Source organism: Pseudotabrizicola sp. 4114 (genome assembly GCF_031457365.1).
Classification (GTDB): Bacteria; Pseudomonadota; Alphaproteobacteria; order Rhodobacterales; family Rhodobacteraceae; genus Pseudotabrizicola.
Genome location: NZ_JAVDWP010000002.1, coordinates 161392 through 180125, shown reverse-complemented (window position 1 = coordinate 180125; position 18734 = coordinate 161392). Strand labels below are relative to the sequence as shown.

General features: G+C 63.7%; 21 protein-coding genes. 4 read left to right on the top strand and 17 right to left on the bottom strand.

What is annotated here, in order from left to right; genetic code table 11:
• Positions 1-57 precede the first annotated feature (57 nt).
• Positions 58-600, top strand: a complete 543-nt coding sequence (locus J2X53_RS05445; RefSeq protein WP_349036463.1) for a superoxide dismutase family protein — start codon at positions 58-60, stop codon at positions 598-600.
• A gap of 103 nt (positions 601-703) precedes the next feature.
• Positions 704-2014, top strand: coding sequence for a mechanosensitive ion channel domain-containing protein (locus J2X53_RS05440; RefSeq protein ID WP_349036462.1), 1311 nt, complete (start codon positions 704-706; stop codon positions 2012-2014).
• Between the two features lie 24 nt (positions 2015-2038).
• Here J2X53_RS05440 and J2X53_RS05435 read toward each other — a convergent pair whose 3' ends face one another.
• From J2X53_RS05435 to J2X53_RS05360, 16 genes are all read right to left on the bottom strand, one after another.
• Entirely contained in the window at positions 2039-2347 is a 309-nt protein-coding gene (locus tag J2X53_RS05435; protein ID WP_349036461.1) for a type II toxin-antitoxin system RelE/ParE family toxin, read from the bottom strand.
• A gap of 30 nt (positions 2348-2377) precedes the next feature.
• The gene (locus J2X53_RS05430) at positions 2378-2749 is read right to left on the bottom strand and encodes a DUF1622 domain-containing protein (protein WP_349036460.1); all 372 of its coding nucleotides are present in this window, start codon (positions 2747-2749) and stop codon (positions 2378-2380) included.
• Between the two features lie 68 nt (positions 2750-2817).
• Positions 2818-3435 carry a hypothetical protein gene (locus tag J2X53_RS05425; protein WP_349036459.1) on the bottom strand — a complete coding sequence of 206 codons (618 nt, stop codon included), beginning with the start codon at positions 3433-3435 and terminating at the stop codon, positions 2818-2820.
• Positions 3436-3618: 183 nt separating this feature from the next.
• On the bottom strand, positions 3619-4383 hold the full coding sequence (locus J2X53_RS05420; protein ID WP_349036458.1) for a BON domain-containing protein: 765 nt from the start codon (positions 4381-4383) through the stop codon (positions 3619-3621).
• Positions 4384-4519: 136 nt separating this feature from the next.
• Entirely contained in the window at positions 4520-6694 is a 2175-nt protein-coding gene (locus J2X53_RS05415) for a xanthine dehydrogenase family protein molybdopterin-binding subunit (protein WP_349036457.1), read from the bottom strand.
• Entirely contained in the window at positions 6691-7659 is a 969-nt protein-coding gene (locus tag J2X53_RS05410; protein ID WP_349036456.1) for a xanthine dehydrogenase family protein subunit M, read from the bottom strand. The genes J2X53_RS05415 and J2X53_RS05410 overlap by 4 nt, the downstream gene beginning before the upstream one ends.
• Positions 7656-8171 (bottom strand): 2Fe-2S iron-sulfur cluster-binding protein, encoded by a 516-nt coding sequence (locus J2X53_RS05405; protein ID WP_349036455.1) that lies wholly within the window; start codon positions 8169-8171, stop codon positions 7656-7658. Before J2X53_RS05405 ends, J2X53_RS05410 begins: the two co-directional genes overlap by 4 nt.
• 106 nt (positions 8172-8277) lie before the next feature.
• Complete coding sequence (locus tag J2X53_RS05400; protein WP_349036454.1) at positions 8278-9867, bottom strand: sorbosone dehydrogenase family protein; 1590 nt, start codon at positions 9865-9867, stop codon at positions 8278-8280.
• Between the two features lie 46 nt (positions 9868-9913).
• Positions 9914-10345, bottom strand: a complete 432-nt coding sequence (locus tag J2X53_RS05395) for a DUF2231 domain-containing protein (protein ID WP_349036453.1) — start codon at positions 10343-10345, stop codon at positions 9914-9916.
• A gap of 139 nt (positions 10346-10484) precedes the next feature.
• Complete coding sequence (locus tag J2X53_RS05390) at positions 10485-10907, bottom strand: VOC family protein (protein ID WP_349036452.1); 423 nt, start codon at positions 10905-10907, stop codon at positions 10485-10487.
• Positions 10908-10909: 2 nt separating this feature from the next.
• Positions 10910-11386, bottom strand: a complete 477-nt coding sequence (locus J2X53_RS05385) for a nucleoside deaminase (protein WP_349036451.1) — start codon at positions 11384-11386, stop codon at positions 10910-10912.
• On the bottom strand, positions 11383-11970 hold the full coding sequence (locus J2X53_RS05380; RefSeq protein WP_349036450.1) for a class I SAM-dependent methyltransferase: 588 nt from the start codon (positions 11968-11970) through the stop codon (positions 11383-11385). The genes J2X53_RS05385 and J2X53_RS05380 overlap by 4 nt, the downstream gene beginning before the upstream one ends.
• Positions 11967-12698, bottom strand: a complete 732-nt coding sequence (locus J2X53_RS05375) for a PIG-L deacetylase family protein (RefSeq protein WP_349036449.1) — start codon at positions 12696-12698, stop codon at positions 11967-11969. Before J2X53_RS05375 ends, J2X53_RS05380 begins: the two co-directional genes overlap by 4 nt.
• Positions 12695-13780: an acyl-CoA dehydrogenase family protein gene (locus J2X53_RS05370; RefSeq protein WP_349036448.1), complete on the bottom strand. Its 1086-nt coding sequence runs from the start codon at positions 13778-13780 to the stop codon at positions 12695-12697. The genes J2X53_RS05375 and J2X53_RS05370 overlap by 4 nt, the downstream gene beginning before the upstream one ends.
• A 1-nt stretch (position 13781) precedes the next feature.
• Complete coding sequence (locus J2X53_RS05365) at positions 13782-14936, bottom strand: glycosyltransferase family 2 protein (protein WP_349036447.1); 1155 nt, start codon at positions 14934-14936, stop codon at positions 13782-13784.
• Between the two features lie 485 nt (positions 14937-15421).
• On the bottom strand, positions 15422-16801 hold the full coding sequence (locus J2X53_RS05360; RefSeq protein ID WP_349036446.1) for a ferric reductase-like transmembrane domain-containing protein: 1380 nt from the start codon (positions 16799-16801) through the stop codon (positions 15422-15424).
• A gap of 189 nt (positions 16802-16990) precedes the next feature.
• On the opposite strand from J2X53_RS05360, the gene J2X53_RS05355 reads away from it, so the two are divergent.
• On the top strand, positions 16991-17731 hold the full coding sequence (locus tag J2X53_RS05355; protein ID WP_349036445.1) for a cytochrome c oxidase assembly protein: 741 nt from the start codon (positions 16991-16993) through the stop codon (positions 17729-17731).
• Positions 17728-18204, top strand: coding sequence for a CopD family protein (locus tag J2X53_RS05350; protein WP_349036444.1), 477 nt, complete (start codon positions 17728-17730; stop codon positions 18202-18204). The genes J2X53_RS05355 and J2X53_RS05350 overlap by 4 nt, the downstream gene beginning before the upstream one ends.
• Here J2X53_RS05350 and J2X53_RS05345 read toward each other — a convergent pair.
• A complete protein-coding gene (locus J2X53_RS05345) occupies positions 18186-18701 on the bottom strand; it encodes a DUF2231 domain-containing protein (protein WP_349036443.1) in 516 nt (171 codons plus the stop codon). The two genes, J2X53_RS05350 and J2X53_RS05345, sit on opposite strands and share 19 nt — an antisense overlap.
• Between the last annotated feature and the right edge of the window lie 33 nt (positions 18702-18734).

Here is an 18734-nt window from a genome sequence, read left to right as displayed (position 1 = left end):
AACTAACCCGCCCGCTTTCGGTTACATCCCTGACCCCAGAAGCCGGAGGATTTCACGATGACCCGTTCCTGTATTGCCGCACAATTCACCCCTTGCCTGGTGGCGATTGGCCTTGCCGCTCTGCCATCGTTTGCGATTGGACAGACGGCACAGACCATGCAGACCGCAGAGGCCACATTCGTCGATGGCGAGGGGGCAGAAACCGGCAAAGCCCATTTGACCGGAACGCCCTCGGGTGTGCTCATCGGGGTGGAAGTGAATGGGTTGCCGCCTGCCCGCTGGGTTGCGTTTCATGTGCATGAAACGGGCTCTTGCGATCATACCGGCCAGCATGAAAGCGCTGGCGGGCACTTTAACCCAAGCAATGTCGAACATGGTTTCCTGAGCGAAACCGGACCACATGCCGGCGATATGCAAAATATCTGGGTGGATGACGCCGGCACCGCGCGGGCTGAAGTCTTCAATCCCTTTGTCTTGCTGGCCGAAGGGGAAAACAGCATTCTTGGCCGCGCGCTCATGATCCATGCAGAACCCGATGACCATAAGACCCAACCCTCTGGCGCGGCGGGGGAACGTCTGGCCTGTGCCGTGATCGAATGATTGGACAGGCAGGGGGCAGTGATCGGCCTTTGTGCGTTTTTGACCAGTTTCATCTTGCGGTGAGAATACAAAAGGTGCGTGTTTGGATCATGAAGCAGGCATTATGACTCTCGTCCCCCTTCTCCACCCACTGCGCGTCATCCTGATGGGGCTGGCGCTGGCCTTGCCTTTGGTCCTTGCGGTTCCTGCGGCGGGTCAGTCGGAGGACCCGGCCAGATTGACCGATGCTCCGATCACAACCACGCTGACCGCAACCGAAGACAGGCTTATCCGGCAGCGTCTGCAAGATGTGCTGCAAAGCCTGCAAGGCTATGAAAATGTAGTAACATCGGTACGCGGTGGCGTGGTCACGCTGACCGGCAGGGTGCTGAGTTATGACGAAGTCGAGGCGCTGGATCAGATCGCCGATCGCGTCGAGGGGGTGGTCGCCGTTCAGAACTCGGTCGAGGTGACCACCGATGTCCGCGAACGGGTCTCCCCCGTTCTTGACAGGATGATGCGACGTTTGACGGCATGGATCGCCGCGATTCCGGTTCTGCTGATCGCCGTGGCGGGCGGAGCACTGGTGATCTGGGCAGGGTTCCGGTTTGCACGGCTCAATCAGCCGTGGAACCGCCTCGCCCCCAATGAATTTGTGGCCGAGGTGTTGCGGCAGGTCGTGCGCGTCGCCGCGGTTCTGGCGGGGGTTGTGGTCGCTCTGGACATTCTGGGCGCCTCGGCGCTGCTGGGCACGGTGCTTGGGGCGGCGGGGATTTTCGGGCTTGCTGTCGGTTTTGCGGTGCGGGACTCTGTCGAAAACTTCATTGCCTCGATCATGCTGAGTTTGCGCAGCCCGTTTCGTCCGCGTGACCTGATCGAAATTGGAGGAGATGTCGGACATGTGGTCCGGCTTACCTCGCGCGCGACCATTCTGATCTCGCCCGATGGCAACCATATCAGCATTCCCAACGCCACCGTCTTCAAGTCGCGGATCATCAATTACACCCGGCACCCCAACCGGCGGTTCAGTTTTGATCTGGACATCACCTCAAACGGTGCCCTTACCGGCCTCGACAAGGTCATGCTAACCGCGCTGCAACAGGCGGATTTCATCCTCACAGAGCCGGGGCCATCGGTCTGGGCGACCACTATCGGGGATACCGGCGTGCGGTTTCACTGTGTCGGCTGGATCAAGACGGCTGGAGCCAGCTTTGAGGGTGCGCGCAGCGACGCCCTGAAGCGTGTCGCCGCAGCTGTCGAGGAGGCCGGGGGTCAGATCGGGGCGATGCGGCTGAGACTGATGGAAGTCGATCCGCTGGACGCCACGGATTCTGCTGACATGACCCAGACCGAGGCGATCAGCCACATCATCGAGGCGGAAATCAACAGCGGGGAAAGTACAAACCTGCTGACGCCCGAGGTGGAACGGGAATAAGCGGCCTGCCGGTTCGAAAAGTTCTCAATCAGCCTCCGCATTCTTCTTGCGGGTCTCGGCAGCCTTTTTGGCGGAGGCGGACCGCTCTGCCGCGGGACGCGCAGCCGAAGCTTCGCCGCCCTTTTCCCCACCCTTCTTTGCGGCGGGGTTTCCGGTATGGGTGCCGCGCCCCGAGCCGCTTTTGTTGCCACCTCCGTCATCCTTGTTGACGGTGGCCCAGGCGCGCTTTTCCGCCTCTTCCGCCTCTACGCCGCGCTCTTCATAGCTGTCGGCAATATGCTCTGCCTTGCGCTTTTGCTTGTCGGTGTATTTGGTTTTGTCTCCCTGGGGCATGGATCCTCTCCTTTGCTGCTGTCAGGCGGGTCAATCGTCTTTGTGCCGGTTGCGGTGACGTTGCCATGGCCATCGGCCCTCTATTTCCACCTCCAGCGTAAAGCTCAGAAAGGTGCGGATCAGAACGATCATTGCCAGTTTGCCCAGACTTTCCGTGGTGGGGTCAATGGTAACCGTTCCGACAATATCTGCTGCGATCAGAAACTCGACCCCGATCAGAATGCTTTTGGCCAGACGGGTGCGGAAAAGGTCAAAGATCTTTTCCCCCTCACGGTGCCGGACCAGATTGCGCAATACTTCCCAAAGGGCAAATGCGGTTCCTGCCACAATGGCCAGTACGCCGCAGACTTCGAGAATTTGAGCAATACTATCGAGATAGACTTGCCGCAGTTCCAGGGCCATATGTGCGGGCCTTTCTGCGCCTTGGGCCGGGGCAGGCAACTTCCTGCCCCGGCAGCTTGTTCAGAGGATCAAAGATCGGTGACGAGAGTGCAAAGCTGGCTCATGTTTGCCGAGGCTTGATCCACGCTCAGGGTGCCGGTCGCAGACATGTCACCGGTCGCAGTCGCGTCACCCGTGGTGGCATCGCCTGCCGTGGTGGTATCGCCGGTAGCGGTCGTGGTGTCACCCGTGGTTGCGGTGTCGCCAGTTGCCGCCGCGCCATCTGTCGCCGTGCCATCCATGGCGGTGCCATCGGTGCTGAGGGCGCCGTCAGCACCTGCGACAGGTGCGGCCGTTGCCGGATCGCTGGTGCCGGTGTCGCCGGTTTCAAGGGTGTCAGGGGCCTCGGCCCCGTCAGTCCCGGTGGCATCTGCATTCACGGTTTCGCAATGTTGGCGCACACGGTCTTGCTGCTCGGGTGTCAGGCTTGCCCAGTTCGTGGTGATTTCATCGTCACCGCGCAACGTACCAGCAGTGGTGTCGCTGAAAAACGCGTCATTCATTGTGTCATCCCAGTCCAGCGGTGTGCCTGTCGCACCGGCGCTGGTGTCGGTCCCTGTAGTAGCATCCTGCGCGAAGACAGCGGTGCTGGTGCCAAGGGCGATGACAAGCGGAAGGGCGAATGCGGGGGTGAGTTTAAGGGTCATTTTATCTCCTCCTGGGGGGTGATGCCTCCTTTGAGGCGTTCAGTCAGTCAACATCAGGGCTATCGCTTTGTTCCTGATATGGGGGTGGTTCTTGCCGTGGTTGCGCTGGCCGCCACGATCATTTCAGGCGATCCAGCACCGGAAGCGACGAGATGTCGCCGCTTCTTTCCGGTCTTAAGGGCCTCAGATCTGGGTGCTTGCCCCACCTGTGATGTCAGTGCCAATGCGCTTTACCCGCAGGTTATTCTGCACATGGGCCACGCCGGAAACGGCGTCAGCGCAGTCTTCGGCATAACGCTTGGCATATTTGGATGAGACCTCGCCTGCCAGAGTGACTTCGCCGCCTTCGACGGTCACATCAATCTCACTGGCATCGACACGCGGGTCATCACTCAGCCGGTCGCTGACATCTTCACGGATGCGTTCATCCGAACGCTGATAGCCGCGCGGGCCCTTGCCGCGATGATCCTGCTCGCGGCGACGGGCGGCATCTTCGTCACCAAACCAGGATGCGATTTCATCGCCGGCCCGTGTCAGCATGCCGCGTTCATGATCGCGGGATGAGCCATAATCACGCGAATATCCGGCGTCCCGCTGGTCATATCCGCCAGAAACCCCCGCACCATAGCCCAAGCCACCAGAGGCCATACCACCGCCGTAGCCATAACCCGCGATGAACGTATCTTCGGGGTGGCGTCTGCCCTGCGAACTCATTCCGGCAGAGGGGCTGTCATAGCGGCCCCGCTGATCATCATAGCCCCGCCGCTCTTCGAAACCGCCCTGCTGTTGAGAACCACCTTGAGCGCCGCGCCGGTCAAAATCACTGTTCCAGTCGCTTTGGCGCTGAGGGCTCTCGCCCTCGCTCTGCCAGTTCCTCTGATCCTCGTCACGGGTCCAGCCCTGTTGGCTGCGGTCGGATCTGCGGTTGTCATATCGTGAATTGGCCATGTCCATTTTCCTCCTGAATGGCATTTGTCCTGACCCGCGATGGTTGCGGGTGTCGTACAAAAGAAACCAATAGGCGTGGCGAATGTTCCGGCCTATGTCGCGTCAGAAGGGCCCCCACACGGCCCTGTGAACTGCGTCAGTCCTGCAAGCCCGCGATGATCTTGTCAGGGGTCGCGGGCAGCTCACGGACCCGGACACCACAGGCATTGTGGATCGCATTCAGGATCGCGGCGCCGGCCCCGCAGATGCCCAGCTCGCCCAGCCCTTTTGCGTGCAGCGGGCCGACATAGGTATCGCTTTCGGACAGGAAGTGAACCTCCAGCGGCGGCACATCGGCGTGACAGGGGATGTGATATTCCGCCAGATCGCGGGTGACAATGTGGCCATCCCGCGGGTCATGCTCCATCGCCTCGGTCAGGGCCATGCCAAGGCCAAAGGTCATGCCGCCCAGACATTGCGAACGGGCGGTCTTTTCGTTCAGCACGCGGCCGCAGGCAAAGACGCCCAGCATCCGGCGGACGCGGACCTCGCCGGTCCAGCGGTTGACCGCAACCTCGGCCCAATGGCTGCCCCAGGTGGCCTGCCGCACCGTGTCTTCGGTCTTGCCCGGCTCCAGATGGCCGTCTCCTGTCAGCTCCGCCGTCAGCAGCGCGTCCAGCGGGCGCGAGACATTGCCCGTGCGGACCTGACCGTTCTGCAAGGTCAGATCCGCCTCGTCACAGCCGGCCAGCGCGGCGATCTGACTGCGGATTTCGGCGCAGGCGAGGTAGACCGAGGTGCCGCTGGACGCCGCGCCGAACGACCCGCCAGAGCCGGAGGCGGGCGGGAAGTCGGAATCCCCCAGCCGCACCTCGACCCGGTCAACCGCCAGCCCCAGCGTTTCGGCGGCGATCTGACCCAGGATCGTATAGCTGCCGGTGCCGATGTCGGTCATGTCGGTCTCGACAATGGCCCGCCCGTCGGCCTGCAAAATGACGCGGGCGCGGGATTCGATCAGCGAGTTCACCCGCACCGCCGATGCGACGCCCATGCCGATGTACCATTCGCCCTCTAACCGCTGGCGGGTCGGGCGGCGGTCGGACCAGCCAAAGCGACTTGCCCCTTCGCGCAGCGCCTCGGCCAGTTTGTGGCTGGAAAACGGGCGGTTGGTGCCCGGTTCGGTGTCGGGGATGTTGCACAACCGCAGCTCTACCGGGTCGATGTCCGCAGTCTCGGCCAGCTCGTCCATCGCGCATTCGAACACCGTCGCCCCCACCGCCTCGCCGGGGGCGCGGACCGAACCGGCGCAGCTGCGGTGAATCCGGGCGATGGCATGAACGATCTGCCGGTGTGCGGCCTGATAGGTAAAGGGCGTCGCCTGTGTCACCGGCTCGGAAAAGCTGACGCCGGGCAGGTTTGACACCAGCGCCTCGTGTCCGATGCCGGTCAGTTTGCCATCGGCGGTGCAGGCCAGCCGGATGCGCTGGCGGGTTTCTGACCGGCGGTGCGCCAGATCGAACACCTGCTGGCGCGTCATCACCACCTGAACCGGACGACCCAGCTGATGCGCCGCAATCGCGGCGGCAACGGAGTCGGCGTTGATCCCCAGCTTGGAGCCAAAGCCGCCGCCGACGTAGGGGGCCAGCAGCCGCAGCTGATCGGGTCTGATCCCCAGCGCATCGGCCAACTGTTCGCGGCTGGTGGCCAGCATCTGATAGCCCGCCCGCACAGTCAGCTGATCGCCCGACCATTCGGCGATGGCGGCATGCGGCTCCATCGCCGCTGCGGTGTGCGATGGGGTGTGCCAGATCTGATCGAGCGTGTGGGCCGCATCCTGCATCGCGCGGTCCAGATCGCCGGTGGCGGATTGCTTTTTCTCGGGCCGTTCCGGTTCGACCGCTTCAGGGTCGACCGGCACATCCTTGGCCTCATACGTGATCTGCAACGCCTGTGCCGCCGCCTGCGCGGCCTCAAACGTCTCGGCCACCACCACGGCGATGGCCTGACCCATGTATTCCACCTGATCCGGCCCGGCTGTCGGGCCTTCGGTGGCCATGCCCTGTGCCGCGTAGCGGATCAGGCGCGGATCGTGGATCACCGCCAGCGCGCCGGGGGCGTCTCCGATGCTCAGCACCTTACCCGCCGGGATCGCGGCCTGCACCAGCACGCCATAGAGCAGGCCGTCTGGCCGGGCCTCGGCGGCATAGGTGGCGCGACCGGTGACTTTCAGCGGCCCCTCCAGCCGGGAGACGGGTTTGCCCAGCACCCCCTGCGCCATGTGATCGAGCGGGCTGTCGGGGATCGGGGCATCTACCTTGAGATGACGGGTCATGCTGTAGCCTCCATGCCGGTGGCATCGCGCAGCGTGGCAATCAGGGTGCGGCGCAAGAGCGGAATCTTGAAATCATTGCCGCCGTACCCTTTGGCCGGTTTCAGGATCAGATCGGCTGCCTGTTCAAACAGTGCGTCCGAGGGGGGCTGGCCGATCAGCAAAGCCTCGGCCCCGGCATCACGCCACGGCTTTGCCGCGACGCCACCAAAGGCAAGTGCGGCATGCGCAATGCGATTGTTCTCCATGCCGATGATTGCCGCCACCGATACCAGCGCGAAGGCATATGACGCGCGGTCGCGCACCTTGCGATAGAGCTGTTGCCCACCGATGGGGGCGGGCAGCAGAACAGCGGTGATGATCTCATCCGGGCGCAGCGCGGTTTCCACATCCGGCGTGTCGCCCGGCAGCCGGTGAAACTCTGACAGCGGCACGCGGCGTGGGGCGGGACCGTCGATTTCCACCTCGGCATCCAGCGCGCGCAGAGCCACGGCCATATCGCCGGAATAGGTGGCGATACAGGCGGGCGAGGTGCCCAGAATGGCGTGATTGCGGTTGATCCCGCCGATGGCGGCGCAGCCCGAACCCGGCTCGCGTTTGTTGCAGGGCATGCGGCGGTCGTAGAAATAGGGGCAGCGGGTGCGCTGCATCAGATTGCCGCCCGTGGTCGCCATGTTGCGCAACTGCCCGCTGGCCCCGGCCAGAAGCGCGCGTGACAGCAGCGGGTAATCGCGCCGGATCACGGGATCGGCGGCCAGATCGCTGTTGCGCACCAAGGCCCCGATGCGCAATCCCTCGCCCTGCGCTTCGAGCCGGTTCAGGTCCAGCGCGGTGATGTCGAGCAGCGCCTCTGGCGTCATCACCTCGTGCTTCATCAGGTCCAACAGATTGGTGCCCCCGGCGATGATCGTCGCCCCGTCGGGGCGGTCTGTCAGTGTCTGGGCGCGGTGATAGGTAAAGGGTTTCATGCGGCGTCCCCCTGCTGCTCCGCCGCCTGCCGAATGGCATCGACGATGTTGGAGTAGGCAGCACACCGGCACAGATTGCCGCTCATCCGTTCGGCAATCTCGGCATGGGTCACCGCAACCGGGCCGGTCAGATCGGCGCTGGCGTGGCTGGGCCATCCGGCGGCGATTTCCTTTAGCATGGCGGTCGCCGAACAGATCTGACCCGGTGTGCAATAGCCGCATTGAAAGCCGTCATGGTCCAGAAACTGCTGTTGCAGCGGCGTCAGCGCGTCGGGCGTGCCCAGACCTTCGATTGTGGTAACAGGCTGATCCTGCACCATGCAGGCCAGCGTCAGGCAGGCGTTGACCCTGCGGCCATCCAGGAGCACGGTACAGGCACCGCACTGGCCATGGTCGCAGCCCTTTTTGGTGCCGGTCAGCCCAAGATGCTGCCGGAGCGCATCGAGCAGGGTGGTGCGCGGATCAAGGGTCAGATCATGGGTGGTGCCGTTGACGGAGAGTGAGATCTGCATGGGGCCTCATGGGTCTGGCTGCGGGCTGGACATGGTGCTTTTTCAACGGCCGGTGTGGCCGTTGAGCATGTGTTTTTGATCCGGGTCGGGCGGCAGGTTCTGCCGCTTACTCCTGCGGGACCGGTGCCGGTTCATCTGGCGCAGTTTCGTTGGCCGGAGCTGGTGTTGCAGCGTCTGTGTCAGGTGTGGTGGCGTCATCGCCTGTGGGAGCCGCCGGGGCTTCTGCCTCTGGCCCAGCCGGTAGCTGGGCGGCTTCGCTGGCCTGAACCCGGTCGCTGTCCACCGGGGCGTCGGTGATACGCCCATCCGCTGCCGCGACCCGCCAGACGGTGTTGCCGGCATCATCCGCGATCAGCAGCGCGCCGGTGCCGTCAAGGCCAAGGCCGACCGGGCGGCCACGGGCCTGATCATCCTGCAGGAATCCGGTCACCACATCCTGCGCCATGCCGTCAGGCACGCCATTGGTGAAAGGCACATACGATACCTTGTAGCCGTTGAAGGTGTCACGGTTCCAGCTGCCGCGCTGGCCCACAAAGGCTCCGCTGGCATAGGCGTCTGGCATGGCAGAGCCGTTGGTGAAGACCAGACCCAGCGCTGCAACATGGCTGGACAGCGCATAATCGGGCGCGATGGCGGTCGCCACCAGATCGGGCCTTGCAGGGACGACGCGCGCGTCAACATGGTTGCCGTAATAGCTGTAGGGCCAGCCGTAAAACGCGCCATCCTGCACCGAGGTCATGTAATCGGGCACCAGATCGGGGCCAAGTTCATCGCGTTCGTTGATGACCGCCCAGAGCATGCCGGAATCGGGATTGAACGTCAGCCCATTGGGGTTGCGCAGGCCCGAGGCATAAATCCGCGCGGCACCGGTGGCGCGGTCAATCTCCCAGATCGCGGCACGGCCCTTTTCTGCCTCCATTCCGTTTTCGGCGGCGTTCGAGTTCGAGCCGACTGAAGCATAGAGCATGGTGCCATCGGGGCCGAGCGCCAGATCCTTGGTCCAGTGATGGTTCAGCGGCCCGCCGGGCAGCGGCGTCAGCACCGTAGGCGGCGCGGTGATGGTGTTCTCACCCAGCGCGTAGGGATAGCTTTCGACGCCATCCGCCGCAGCGACATAGAGCGTGTCGTCGATCCAGGCGAGGCCGAAGGGTGAATGCAGGCCGGTCAGCAGATCATGGCGTTCGTCCACCACCCCGTCGCGGTCGGTGTCGCGCAACAGGGTGATCAGATTGGTCTCGCGCTGCGGCCCGTCACCGCCCCCGGCGGCAAAGGCCATGATCCAGTCGCGGATATAGTCTTTCGGGCGAAACCGGGGCTTGTCTTCCGGCGCGCGCGATTGCACGACCAGCACATCGCCATTGGGCAGGGTGTGAACGGTGCGCGGATTGACCAGATCGGTCGCATAGGCCGCAATTGTCAGCCCCTCGGGCACAGTCGGCGTTTCCCCCTCGGCCCAGCCCACCACCTCAGCCACTTTCACCGTGGCCAGCAGGTTGACGTAGTTCGGCTCTGGCAGATAGGGGTCAGGGCCGATCTGGCGGCTGATGTCAAACTCACCCGATCCTCCGTCCTGCGCAAAGACAGGATGGGTCAGGGCCAGGACAAGCAGCATCGCGGTGCCGCAAAGCATCAGGCTCTGTTGTGAGACATGGGTGGCGGATTTCACAGTGGTTTTCGATTTCACAGTGGTATTCATCGGGTGTCGTCCTTTTCGGGGGCGAAAGCGCAAGCCGAAGCTGGCGCTAGAGATAGGGGCGGTGGACAGTTGCGCGCCGCCGCAGCACGGCTGAGCCGAGCATCAGAAGACAGGTCAAGGCCGAAAGACCGACCCCCCAAGGCACAATCGCCGTCCAGCCATCACCGGCATGCAGCAGGCTGTTGAGAAGCGCGCAGATCAGCACGGCCACATTCAGGACAACAATGCCCCCCATTGGGCGATGGCGGTGAACGGCCAGATCGACCAGCCAAAGCAGGGTCGCAACTGCCGCCGCAATCAGGCCGAAAAACAAAAGCCAGGACGAGAAATCTTTCCACATCAGCACTGTGGTCTGAATGTAGGCAATGTCAGTCAGCAAGGTCAGCGTGAAAAATGCGGCAGCAAAATAGCTGAAGGTGGTCAGCCCCGGCACCGGGGCATCTGAAACGCCATGAGAGCGGGAGTAGGGTGTGTTCATCCGGTGTCCTTTCGCAAGCCCTGCCAGAAAGGAACACCTTTGGCGCAATATTGTTCCCCCGAATTGTTCCCCCCGGTGCCCGCCCCATGGGGAATTTCGTTGGTGAGCGCTGGGCCCGCCTGCGTTGCCGGGCCGGCGATCAGAAGCCTTCCCACAGGCCGGGGGTGGTCGCCACCTCCAGCATGTTGCCGTCAGGATCGCGGAAATAGAGGCTGTGGCCGCCGCGTTTCCAGTCAGACGTGCCTCCGATGACAACGCCGTTCGCCGTCAGATGCGCGCGCCACGGCTCCAGCTGATCGGGCGCGATGGCAAAGGCCATGTGGATCTGCCCGCTTGCGTCATGTGGCGGGATCAGACCGCTGTCGGTCCGCACGGGCGTAGTGGTGCCGCCGCGCAGGAACAACAGCAGCACAGAGCGCTTTTTCACATCATAGGCCCGCATCCGGTCATCCGCATGCGGGACAGGCAGGCCCATCACCCCCTCATAAAACGCTGCTGCGCGGTCAAGGTCATCGACATACAGCGCGGTTTCCAGAATCGACAACATCTCGGGCATGGTCATGTTCACTCCTTTCCCGTGGCGTAAAGGTGCAGAATGCGGTCCTCATCAATGCCGCCAAGGGCGGTAAAGCCACCGCCGCGCTGAAAATCGTCGATCCGCAGGTGGGGGAAGACAAAATATTTGGCGGCCACGCGGGCTTGTGTCGCTGCAAAGATTACCCGGCTGATCCCGGCAAAGCGCATCGCCGCAAGGCACATCTCGCAGGGCTGCAGGGTAGAGATCAGGGTGCAGCCGGTCAGGTCGGTGGTGCCAAGCGCCTGAGCGGCACGGGTGATCGCCACCATTTCCGCATGCTGCGTCGGGTCTGACTGCAGATGCACCTCGTTTTCGCCCGTGGCGATAACGCCGCCATCGCGGATGATGCTGGCGGCGATCCCGGCCTTGCCGGTTTCAGTCTGTGCTGTCAGCGCCCGGTCAATGGCATCGCGCATTGCATCACGCTCTGAGGGGTTGATGGAGTGAACGCCAGTTTGTGTCATTCCGGTTCCGTGTCAAACAAAAGGGTCAGGTGATCATACTCGCCCGTTGTCGGATGGGTGATCGTCTGGAAGCCGCGGTGCGCGGCGAGTTCGGCGCAGAACAGATCGCGCGCGGCGTTCGGGGTGATTGTGGTCTGGGTGTCGCCCTGCCAATGGACCAGCACACATTCGGCCCCGTCCCGCGCGTCGCGGGCGGCCAGCTGTGCTGTCTGCCTGATCTGATCCGGGGTCAGGTAGTAGATGAATTCTGACAGCATGATCAGGTCATACCTTCCCTCTGGCCAGTCGTCCGGCAGGGTGGCGCGACGGGCCTGCGCATGGCGGACCGGGGCCAACGCCCTGACCGCCTGTGCAACGGCAAGATCCGAGAAATCCAGCGCAAGCAGCCTGTCGCAGCGCTGCGCAAGCCGCGCGCTGAGAACACCGATCGAACATCCGGCCTCCAACACAGAGCCGTAGTGGTGCCGGGTCAGCGCGGCGAGTGTGGCGTCATACTTGCGCTGCTCATAGCCACTGGTCCGGTAATCCCACGGGTCCGGATTGGCGCGATACAGCCGGTCAAAATGGTCAGAGCTTTCGGTCATACCGCCTCCTCGCGCAGGAATATCTCTGGCGTGGCGATAAAGTGCTGCTGCAGGATATCGCTCATCCGGAACCCGGTCGGGTCATCCGTGATCAGCCCGGTCATCTGCGAGGCGTGGGCTGCGACCGCTCTGGCCTTGCGGTCCTGCCAGTTCTGCGTGTCGAATTTAACCATCAGAGCAGGATTCAGCGTGGGGATCTGTTCCAGAAAACGCCCCCAGATCGGGTAGGACCAGTAGGCCAGATGCGGAAGCCGGGCCGCAACACCCGCTGCGATGCGGGCGACGTTGATGTGGTCATGGTGCGGATCGCTGCCCCACGCCGCCCAGAGCGCGGTTGTCGTTTCGCTGACAAGCGGAACAATGCGGTCTGCGGCCGCCGCTATGGCATCGCCGTCCTCGGGGGTAGCGGCATCGGGGTAGTTCAGCATGATGGGGGCAGGCCCGTGCCCCCCGGTCAGGATCGCCACAGCCTGCTGCACTTCCGCCTCCCTGAGCTGGCGCAGCTGCTCCGCCGGGTACAGGCGCGAGCGTGGATGCGAGTGGCAGCCGTCGGTCACCACCACCACCTGCACGGTGCGTCCCGCCTCTGTCAGCGCGGCAATCGCCCCGCCGCAGCCAAGGGTTTCGTCATCGGGATGCGGTGCCAACAGCAGGACATCGCCATTGCGGGACACGTGGTTGATCGTGGTCCAGGGTGCCAGACGGGCCGTTTGCAACAGGGGTGTCATGTGACGCACTCTCCCAATGGGGCAGTCCGGGCCAGCAAGTTTGTACCAGCCTTTGCCAGTTTGCCGTCCAGATTTGCCTGCCGCAGAAAGAACGCCAGATCGCGGCGGATGCGATCCGCGGGGCTGCGGGAGGCAAAGGCCTGTGTGCCCAGAATGCGCTCCGCCAGCGCGATGCCGGACAGGCAGGCCTGTTCCACCGCCTCGCGCGCCAGCAGGGCTTGCGTCACGCAAGGGGCGGCAACGTCATCGGTCACAACTGATGTGCAGCAGGACTCCACCCACAGCCGGGCGGTCTGCGCATGGATCGCCAGATGCGCCAGCCGCGCCCGCTGATGCGGATCATCGGCCTGCTGCCGCGAAAGGATATGGCGCCGCGCCTCTTCGGCCAAAGCTTCAAGCCCGCCACAGTGCAGCGCGCAATAGCGCCAGATCCCGCCCTCAAAATGCGGCTCTTGGGTGAAATCACCGGGCAATCCCAGCGTCTGTGCTGTCAGCCCGGTCAGGTCATAGCGACCCGACGCCGTGGCCCGCATGCCGCTGACCTGCCAGGTCGACAGATCGCCGCGGTCGGGATCGCGCACATCGACCAGAAACAGTTGCGGCCCCTCTGCCAGAGTGACAGGCACGACCGCCCAGGACAGCAGACCGATGCCCGAGCAGAACTGCTTTGCCCCTGACAGCGTCATGGTGTTGCCATGGCGTGCAGAGACGGTCACCGGATCTGTGCCTTCCGCTCCCCAGACACCAAAGAGTGCGCCCGCGCCTGCCGCTGCCGTGGCCTGCATCCGCTGGGCAGAGGTGCCGTAAAGATGGATCAGCAGCAAGGCATTGGCATGACCTTCGACAATCCGCCCGACCGCAAGACTGGCCCGGCCGATCCGGCGCAACAGCGTGGCCCCGGCCAGCGTGTCGCCGCCCGGTGAGGTTTGACGTGCCAGTTCTGACAGCACCCCGCAGTGGTGCAAAAGCGCCAGATCGGCGGCCAGCGTGACCTCGCCACGATCAGCCGCCCCGGCATGGGCGGCGATGGTGGACAGCGCCTGGCCAACGGGGTCTGTCGGCGACAGTTTTGCCTGTGCCATCTTAGCCCGCGCTCCGTTTACGCAGGCCGGGTTCCGCCATTTGTTCGTGCTGCCCGGCAAGCGCCGCCTGTAGCAGCGGCAGTTCGGCCCGACACCCGCTCATCCGCAGCCGGACGCGCGCCAGTGCCGGCGAGCCTGCCTCGATGCGTGCCAGAAACGTCCCGAAATGCGGCGGCAAGGGCGCAGACATCAGCCGCACCGCCTCGGCAAAGCCCAGCGAGTCCGCCAGCCGGGCCTGCAGCGCGATCGGATCGGGCCAAGCCGCGCGCAACAGACCGCGCAGCCGGTAGCGCAGGATAAAGGTGGCAGCAGGCTCCAGCCATTCATCGGCCAGCGGATCAGTTTCGACCGCGCGCGCCCGCAGCGCGCCCGCCATACCGCCGCCAGTACGCCCGGTCATCCGGCACGAGGTCTCGACAATCACCGTATCGGAATGCCGGAGCCGGAAATCGTGCTCTTCGGCAAGGGCGGCAAAGGCGCGGTCTTCGCTCATCGCAATGGCAGGCATGCCACCGACGGTGTCGTACAGGTGCCGGGTAAAGGCGAGGCTGGCCCCCGGCGCGGTGAGATGCGGCGGGTCGGGGTCATGCGGCTGCGGGTCCAGAAGGGCCGCAACCTTGACAGCAACTGACATGTAATCGGTCTCTATCGTGCAGTGCCGCGCGACCGCCTCTGGCAAGGTGCTGGCCTCTGCCGGGTCGGCGACGAACCGTCCGCAGATCAGGTCAGCCTGTGTCAGCTCGTGCAGGTTCCGGGTGATCCAGTCGGGGCGCACCGAGCTGTCGGCGTCGGTGGTCATCAGCACCCCATCGGGTGGCACGCGCTTTGCCGCAAGATCCAGCCCCACCCGGCGCGCAGCCCCCGCATTGGCATCCTCGGGTGCAAACAGGCAGTTGACCAGCACCAGCGGCACCTGTGGATGGGTGAGCGCCCACACAACGGCATGATCACGGGTGGCATCGGTTGAATTGTTGACCACCACGATCAGTCCCGTCGCGACGGGCTGGGCGGTGCGGATCGCCACCGCCGCCGCATCAAGGCAACGGACAATCCGCTGCGCCTCGTTTCGGGCCGGGATGACGATCGCCGCAGACCAGCGGCCGGCTGGGCCAAAGGCTGTCATCATCGTGCTGAGCGGACAAGGTGCCTTTGACATCAGGGCATACACTCCTCTGGACGGTTTTCGGATCGGCGGGTCAGTTTCGTGCGGCCTGATTTTGGCAATGACCGCCTCCGTCACGGAGTCTCGGGATTGTTCAGAAAAGGTCGCCTTTAGCGTCGTCTGAGAAGAACTGGAAACACGACGAATTGTTCCGCAGAACAGGACCAGATCAGCGCTTCCATACCAAGGCGGGTGTGATGCCGGGGCAGCCATCTATTGCCGTTGCGCTGCCGGTGAACCAGACGGCTGCCCGCTGGCCCATTTTTAGACATGTGATTTCATCTTGGTCCAAATACTCCCGCCGGACGCTCCCCAGCCTAAGGTCAGATGCCTCCGGCGGGAGTATTTGGACCAACATGAATACGCAGTCGTACAAGATGGCCCTATCCATTGACCGCCAGGGCAAAGACAAGCGCCATCGCGAGCGCAAAGGCGACAAGGGCGGCGGCCAGAAGTCGGGCGTAGGTCTGTCGCATGCGTTACACCAAATCAAAGATTTCGGAACTGATCCGCCGTGCGGGCACCCCCAGCGCGGTCAACCCCTTTGACACCGCCTCCAGCATCGGGGCCGGACCGCAGAGCATATGCGGCCAGTCGTGGGTCGTGTCGGGCAGGTGGCGGGCGAGCAGGTCTTTGTCGATCATCCCGGTTTCGCCCTGCCAGTCTTCGGGTGCCTCTTCGGGCACATGCACGATGGTCAGGTCGATATCCTGCGCAATGGCGTCAAGCGCTTCACGGAAAGCGGCCTCATCCAGCGTGCTGTTGGCATAGATCAGGATCACCGGGCGCGGATCATCGCGCGATTGCAGGGCGTGCAGGTTTGACAGGATCGGGGTAATGCCGACGCCGCCTGCAATCATCACAAAGCCCTCGGCCGTGGCCTCGCGGTCAATGGAAAAGGTGCCGAAGGGGCCATCGACATAGGCCAGCGTGCCCGGCGGGGTTTTGGCCATGCGTTCGGAATCGTCGCCAAGCGGCTTGATCGAAAACGAAATCTCTGGCCCCCGGTCCGGCGCGGTCGAGATGGTAAAGGGGTGTTCTCGCAGGGCCCAAGGCGCGTGGCCGATGGTCAGCCAGGCGAATTGCCCCGGCTTCCACGCGCGCAGCGGCTGGCCTTCGGGGCGCAGGGTAAGGGTGTGGACGCCGCCACGCTCGGCCTTGTTCGAGATCACACGCCACGGGTTGCGGGCCAGAACCATCGGTCGCAGCAGGCGCGACCAGACGAGAAAACCGATCCAGACCAGCGCGATACCGATCCACAGGGTGCGGCTGCCCGCCATCGCGCTGTAGGTGCCGACGCCCAGCACATGCGCCAGTGCCGCAAAGGTGCCGGTGACGGCGAGAGCGATGTGGAGAACGCGCCAGCCGTGATACTCCAGCCCGATCCGTTTGCGCAGCTCAGAGCTGAGGATCAGCGCCGCGAAACAGACCAGTGCGACGCGGCCCCCTGTCAGCTCCCATCGGGCGGTCAGCGGGTTCAACTCGCCCAGTGCAGGTTCATACCAGATGTAGAGGATGCCGAAATGGGTCAGCATCAGGCCAAGCACGCCCCAGCTGAGGAAGCGGTGGAACAGGTAGATGATATCGGCCCCGAACGGTGTGGTCAGCAGCTTGATCCGCCCGGTCAGCGCGAACTGGGCAATGGCAAGCGTCAGGGCGGCGAATCCGCAGCCCATGGCGAAATCCCACAGCGGGTGGATCGCGGCCGGGCGGTCGCTGCCCAGCAGGATCAGCACAAAGGGCAATGCGATGATGCCAAGACCGGCGATCAGCCAGAGGCTGGCGCGCAGGGCCACCACCAGCGGGCGGTCAGCGGGGCGGACAAAGACCTGCGGGTCGGGGTGATCGGGTGCGTTCATTTACAATGAACGGGCGTTGCGCGGGAAGTGTTCCGTGAAAGCTGCAAAATTCCGAAGAATCCGGGGCGTGCGGCAAAAATCGTGGGAAAATCATGGAACGAACCGGCGCGGTTCTGGTTGGTTCATCGGCGAGCTGTGGTGCGCGGTGCCGGGCTCGTCAGGATTGAAGACAAGATTGGGATTTGAACGATGGGTGTTGACGCCGTGCCGTATTGCGGCCCCCTGATTGCCCCGGAGTCGCTTATTTATGCGTGGAACGGCGATCCCTGGCTGCTGCTGATGCTGGCTTGCGGGGGAGTTGCAGTGCTTTGGCATCGGTCGCGGACCGCGATGAGCGCGGGGCAGGACCGGGCGCTGCTGCTGGCGGGTATCGGGTTGGTGGTGGCGTTTGTCTCGCCCCTGTGTGCCGCGACGGTGGCGCTGTTTTCGGCGCGCGTGCTGCATCACGTGGTTCTGGTGTCGGTGGTGGCCCCGGCTCTGGCTGTGGCGCTGCCGTGGCGCGCGCTGCCCGCAGCTGTGGCGATGGGGCTGACCTCGGTGGCGCTGATCCTGTGGCATGTGCCGGCGGTCTATGACGCGGCATGGACCAGTGTGACGGCGTATTGGGCGATGCAGGGCGCGCTACTGCTGCCCGCGTGGCTGTTCTGGTCGGCGGTGCTGCACACTGATCAGCGGGCAGAAGGGCTGTTTGCCCATGCGCTGGGCATCGGCGGGCTGGCGGCGGTGATGGGATTCATCGGCGCGGTGCTGACCTTTGCCCCGACCGGGCTTTACCCCCAGCATCTGGTGGGGGCCGAGGCGTTCGGGATGACGCTTCTGTCCGATCAGCAACTGGCCGGGTTGATCATGTGGGTGCCGGGATTTTTGCCGTTGGCTGGCATCGCGTTCTGGATGGTGCGGCGCGGCTGGAAACAGGGGTTCACCGCGTGATTGCCCTGCTGAAGTTTTTGCATATTTCGGCACTGCTCTGCTGGTGCGCGGCGCTGATCGCGCTGCCACTTTTGCTGCATCACTATCGTGGTGCGCGCAGTCAATCGCGATTTACCGAGTTCAGGCTGATCACCCACACCGGCTATATCGCCTTTGCCACCCCCGCTGCGGTGATTGCAATTGCAGCGGGCACCGCTTTGATCTTTGTCGCCGAGGTGCGGGCGGAATGGCTGTGGGTCAAGCTGATCTTTGTCTGCGGCATGACTCTGGTGCATGCGTGGATCGGTCATCTGATCCTGCGATCTGGTGAAGGTGAGGGGCGCTACCGTATGCCCCCGCCGCTGATCGCGATTGCATTTGTAGTGCCGCAGATCGCGGTGGTGCTGTGGCTGGTGCTGAACAAACCCGATCTGGCGTGGATCGCGGGCCTGCTGCCGGCGATCATGATGGAACCTCAGGGGGGGTCTCTGTGATCGTTCTGCGTGCCGATCTGATAATCAAACACCAGCTTGCCGCCATGCCAGCCGGTGATGGCGGTCATGCCTGCGGTGACCATCGACAACAGCATGCCCCAGGGCAGCACTGCGGTGGCGGCATCGTCAAGACGGATGACCCAATTCGCACCGAGCATGGACAGCAGCATGACCGCGAGGATGAAATGGGTCCAGCTGGCAGAGCGGATGCGGATGCCGGGAACGGCCAACAGCTCCATCGTGCCGACGATGCCCGCCAAGACGCCGACAAGAAAGCCCACACCCGCAGCCCAGAGCGCCGCGCGCGGCCAGAACAGATCGCCGGTCCACCAGTACAGAGCATCGGTGGCAAAGGTGCAAAAGGCCAGCGTGATCGGGAAAGCGACCATCATCGCATGCAGCGGATGACCGGAGATGGCGATCTTGGACTCGGTCGCGTTGAAAGAGCTTCGTTCCTGAATCGGGTCGGTCAGCGGCTTTGTCGGCTTGGGTGTCATGTGGGTGCAGCGCCTCGTTCTGATGGTCGGGGG